Below are 5,059 nucleotides of genomic sequence, written 5' to 3'. Positions count from 1 at the left end.
CCGACACCGTCGCCCGCATCCAGCACATGGTAAGATCTAAATCCCTGCGATTGCCTCAGGATCTCACCGACGCCGCTGTTGGTGGGCGACAGGCAGCGGCGTTCAACTCTGGAAGCGCACCATGCGGCGGTGCGTTCGGACATGGAGCGGCATCGCGGACGCGAAGTTAAGACTACAGGCGACGGATTTCTGGCGCTGTTCGACGGCCCGGCGCGCGCTGTCCGCTGCGCCCAGAGGATCGTCAGCGCGGTGCGGCCGCTCGATCTCGAAGTGCGGGCCGGCGTTCATACCGGTGAGGTCGAAATGGGCGACGATGTGGGCGGCATTGCTGTTCACATCGCAGCACGGGTAGCTCAGCATGCGAAAGCGAGCGAGGTTCTGGCGTCGAGTACGGTAAAAGACCTAGTGGCAGGCGCTGGCCTCAAGTTTGTCGATCAATGGCCGGCCGAGCTTAAGGGTTTCACGGAGCCCATGCGCCTATTCGCAGTTGTCACCTGAATGAGTTCCGAGGTCGCGGATACCGATTTAAACAGCTGCGACACCATCGCCCGATGCCCACAAATGGACCATTGCTGACGTCCCCTCTTAATTTTGGCAAGTCCGCTAAGCGGGTCGGACGTCGGCCTTTGGCCGGCTTCTTCCATAACCACTGATGTGCGAACGAGACCCCTCGCAGGCATCCGTCCGACTCGGGGGCCATGATGACGGCTTCGACATCATGGCCTCTTCCTCCAGGAGCGGCGGCTGATGCTCTTCAAAGCAAAGGCGCAAATGCTATCGCTCACTCTGGCGATGCTCTATCTTGAGGGAAAGCCGATCATTAGATGCAGATCTTGATCACCCGAATTCTATTCGGATCAATTGTATTTGAAAGTTCGAAGGGTAAGTCGCAGAGCCGAAAATAACCCTGCTCCTCTATTCTCGTCGTGTCGGCTTGAGTGTCGCCTGTCGTTTCCCAACTCGCATACCCCGAGCATGTCGCCGCGATACAACACGTGAAGGCTACAATAGTGGCAATGATTGAGTTTCGCACGATTGACTCCGTCTTAAAATACGTGGGTGAAATGCGGCCGGCTTGGTGTTTGGCCGGCCGCTGATCTGCAATCACCAGCAACCGTAGAAATTGCAATAGGGGTACGTCCAGTAATACGTCGGGTAGTATGTCTCATAACAACCGTAGGCGTTGCAGATGACGCCCGCGTTAGCCGCCGAGGCAGCGGTCAGAAGAGAAGCAGCCGCGACAGCAGCCAAAACTAATCTACGCATTGTAGTTTCTCCATGCTGACGGTTTGCAGTCCGAACGCTCGATTCTGGCGGATCTGCTGGGTCGGTGTTCAGCTTCACCGGCTCCTATCGCGTGATGCTGGCCGCATCAATCTGTTCGGACATATCGCCGAGATGAATATTTTCGATTTTCAATGTCCGATATGCGCGCTCCGCCGCGCATAACTCTCCCCACGCGTTTGTGCCTTAGGGAAGAACTGCTGACCGAAATAACAGAGGTGGCGGCCGTGCATCTGCGGACTTCGGATGCGTTGCCGTGCCGCTTGTGCTCCGTAGAACGCGGCTAGCTCGTCGTCCCGACTGGTAGCCGCCCCCTGCGTCCTCATGCCGCCGCTTGCCTTTCCGGCAAGTCGGCCGATACTGGAGACTGCGTGAGGAGTAAAACCCGATGCGCCGATCGTGCATCTTCATGATCAGTGTGCTGACATTTTTGCTCAGCCTTTCGGCTGCCAATGCGGAAAGGCGCATTGCACTAGTGATTGGAAACGGCGCTTACAAAAACGCGCCAAAATTGCCGAATCCAGCCAATGATGCATCTGACGTAGCCGCCGCACTGGCAAAATCAGGGTTCGACATAATCTTCGAGACAAATTTAGACCAACTCGGGATGCAGGAAGCTTCCATCCGCTTCGCGCGCGAGGCTCGCAGCGCGGATGTCGCGTTGTTTTATTACAGTGGTCATGCCTTGCAGTTCGCGGGTGTCAACTACTTGCTGCCCGTCGACGCCGTACTTCGAGATGAGGCGGACCTAAGACGTATGGCACGAACCGACCAAATTCTTGGAGATCTACAACAAGCCAAAAATTTGCGGATTCTTGTGCTCGACGCCTGCCGTGACAATCCGTTTATGGAAGACCTCAGGCGTTCGATCGGTCGTAGCCGCAGTGCTGACGTTGCGCGCGGTCTCGCGAAAATGGAGAGTCCAGATGGCACGATCATATCCTATGCGACCCAATCTGGTCGAACCGCGGACGATGGCTCAGGACGAAATAGCCCGTATACCGGGGCGTTTCTAAAGCGTGTTGTAGAAAAGGACCATATTACAGCTGTGTTCCAGCACGTTGGCGCTGATGTGTACGAGAAGACAAGGGGAACGCAACTTCCTGAATTATCGTTGTCGTTTTTTGGCGAGTATTATCTTAACGGCAAGGCGGATAGTGCCGCAGCATCCGCACCCGCTCTAAGTCCTGCAGATTCCTGCGCGAGTGCTGCGGAGCATTGGAAAAGCGCAGAATCTCTTGGGATGATCGCCGCCTACGAAGACCATATCACCCGGTTTTCCGCTTGCGCATTCGCCGGGCTTGCAAGATCGAAGATCGCCGCTCTGACAAAACCAAGCACGACGGGGCAAACGTTCGATGGCGTCTGGATAATCAAAGAGGTGTGTGAAAAGACGGGAATTTGGCCAGCAAACACGTATCAGCTCACCGGAACAATAAGGGAGGGAGTTTTTCGTAGTCAGTATGGCTTGGTAGGACAGGTCGACAGCTGGACCTTTGATGGAAAGATTCAGAACGATGGGAGCGCAGAAATTGACGTGGAGGGGCTAACGGGCAATCCCGACAACGATCCACTCCATCGTCCTTCTAGAACACCAGTACATTATAAGATAGCTCTCAAGCTGGAGGGTACGCGCGGCGCAGGTGTCCGCGTCGAAACTCCGCGCCCGTGTCGTTCGGAATGGTCCAAACTTTCGCTATCTGCCGTACCAGCTTCAGGTGTTGTGGACTTCCAGGCAACTCGGCCGGCCAGCGAAAGTGCGGGTTCAGAGGGAAGCAAAGAAAAACAACACCAACGACCGAGTCCAACTGTTGATAGGCGCGCCAAGGCCGAACCGGAGCCGAACCCAAAAGGAAAGATAACAACGGGGATGAGTTGCACAAAAAATTTGGCTGGGTGCCGAGTGATGTGTGCTGACTATGGCGGGCGCCCGGATTGCGGCTCGACCGTATGTGTGCGGCTGCACCAAGAGTGCTTACGTACAGGTTGCTGGTGGGGAAGGGCGTACAGCGGTTGCGGGGTAGCAAAACAATAATACAGGAGGAAGCAGTGATCCTACGTGGATTTAGGTAGTCCGGCCGGTTACAATGAGGCGCCGAAACGATGCCTCATTCAGATGCAAGACAGGGCTATCCGATCTGACACTGCTTGCTAACGGCCAAATGTTGAGGGCCTGCCGCCCGATCTGACCAATTGAGCGTTATAGATGCTAAAGCGCGTGCTGGCATCCTGGGGAAATGAAGCCACTCACTTCTCTGTGTCGGAAGCGAGGGAAGCCATCGTTCGTCTCACGCTTGGTGATAAAACCAAATTGCTGACAGCGGCGAAAGTCTACGCGCGGAAGAATCGATCGAAGTACGACCACGAAGAGCTGTTCAGTGAAGCCGCCACTCGAATTTTAGAGGGAAAGCGACCGTGGCCGCGAGCTCTCCAATTCTTGCATTTCTTTTGCGGCGTGATGAAGAGTATCGCAGACAGCTGGCGAACAGTTAGAAGGGGCTATATCGAACAAGAATGGGATGACGCGGCAGCTGAGGCTCAACAGATCACAGAGTCCGCCGCTAGTAACACTGAGGACGACTTCGAGCTCTTCCAGCAATTCTTTCGCCTCTTCGAAGACGATAAGCTCGCGCAGGATCTGTTGACGCGAAGACTGCAGGGATATTCAGGCGAGGATGCTTGGATGCCACTTGGGATAACCAAAACTCGTTACGAGAGTACGCTCAAGAAAATTGAGCGGAGGGCAAAGTCATGGCGCCTCTTTCGCCGGGTCAACGAAAGAGGCGATTGATGTCGGAACGAGATAAGCAAGCACGTCTGGACCAAGCAGTTGATCACGCAGTCGACGATTTCTTGTCGCTCCCAGATAGCAAGGTGCTAGAGAGAGTAAAGGAACTCACTGGCAAAGAAGAGGCAATCGCGCTTGATTTCGATCGTCTCATAGTTCCCATTCTGAAGCAGCACGGAATTGAGCCTGATCGAGAGTCGCAAACCGAGGTCCCGACGTGGAATTGGCGGAGAGTGTTGCGCTTGGATTCAGTAGAGTTTCTGATCCACTCGTTGTTCTCGCGTCCGATGCGGTCAGCTTTCGCTACGTTAATTGTTGTTATTGCTGGAGCGACCTTGAGCGTTCCCCTCTGGAGAGTAACGCCGGACCAAGTCTCTAATGACATTGGTACTGAGCAAGGGGACATGCCGCGCAGCGTCCCGAAAGGAGCGACCGGCCGTGGTCCGGTCAAGTCAAGTACAGGCGAAGATGCTGTCTATATCGCACAACTGGTTAACGGCACGAACTTTTCCAAGGCTGCGGAGGCATTGGACCTTATCACTTTCAGATACTCGTCTCTGCTTAGAGATAAGTCCCTGGTGATCCGCAGGGCTACCGCCGGCGAAGATCGAGGTGCTTACATTGGAGGGGTTGGAGGCCTGAAGTCTGCACAGGATGCTGAGCAGCTTTGTAGTAAGATTCGAGCTGGCGGCGATCCTTGCCACGTTGTGAACGCTCCAAAAGAATAGGGTGCAAAAGCGAAGCCGGTTGTCTTGCTCTGCACTGGTCTAATTGAGTCGTTCCATAACATCGTAACGGTCGCGCGGCTTAGGAACGCTGACGGGCGTCGTCAGCCGGGAATACACAGGAGACCAACGCAGGGCGCCGCAACCGCCGCCGAGGATCGGTCTGCCGCTGCGCAGGACGCGCCCGGTCGTTCATTTCTGCGCGGGAGAAATTGTGATCCGATGTATTTCCATTTTCTGGCCGATGCCCTTCAAGTTTTGG

At 55.1% G+C, this 5,059-nt stretch carries 4 protein-coding genes; all 4 read left to right on the top strand.

Going from position 1 to position 5,059, the window contains the following annotated elements:
* Positions 1-81 precede the first annotated feature (81 nt).
* Complete coding sequence (locus AC0L3P_RS39305; protein WP_473309374.1) at positions 82-498, top strand: adenylate/guanylate cyclase domain-containing protein; 417 nt, start codon at positions 82-84, stop codon at positions 496-498.
* 1,195 nt (positions 499-1,693) lie between these two features.
* The gene (locus AC0L3P_RS39300; protein WP_473309372.1) at positions 1,694-3,319 is read left to right on the top strand and encodes a caspase family protein; all 1,626 of its coding nucleotides are present in this window, start codon (positions 1,694-1,696) and stop codon (positions 3,317-3,319) included.
* A 171-nt stretch (positions 3,320-3,490) separates the two neighbouring features.
* Positions 3,491-4,075 (top strand): hypothetical protein, encoded by a 585-nt coding sequence (locus AC0L3P_RS39295; RefSeq protein ID WP_473309371.1) that lies wholly within the window; start codon positions 3,491-3,493, stop codon positions 4,073-4,075.
* On the top strand, positions 4,075-4,800 hold the full coding sequence (locus AC0L3P_RS39290) for a hypothetical protein (RefSeq protein ID WP_473309369.1): 726 nt from the start codon (positions 4,075-4,077) through the stop codon (positions 4,798-4,800). The genes AC0L3P_RS39295 and AC0L3P_RS39290 overlap by 1 nt, the downstream gene beginning before the upstream one ends.
* The last annotated feature ends 259 nt before the right edge of the window (positions 4,801-5,059 follow it).

This window comes from Bradyrhizobium sp. WSM4874 (genome assembly GCF_055811835.1).
Note: the sequence above shows the minus strand (reverse complement) of the source record. Positions and strands in the feature narration are given on the sequence as shown.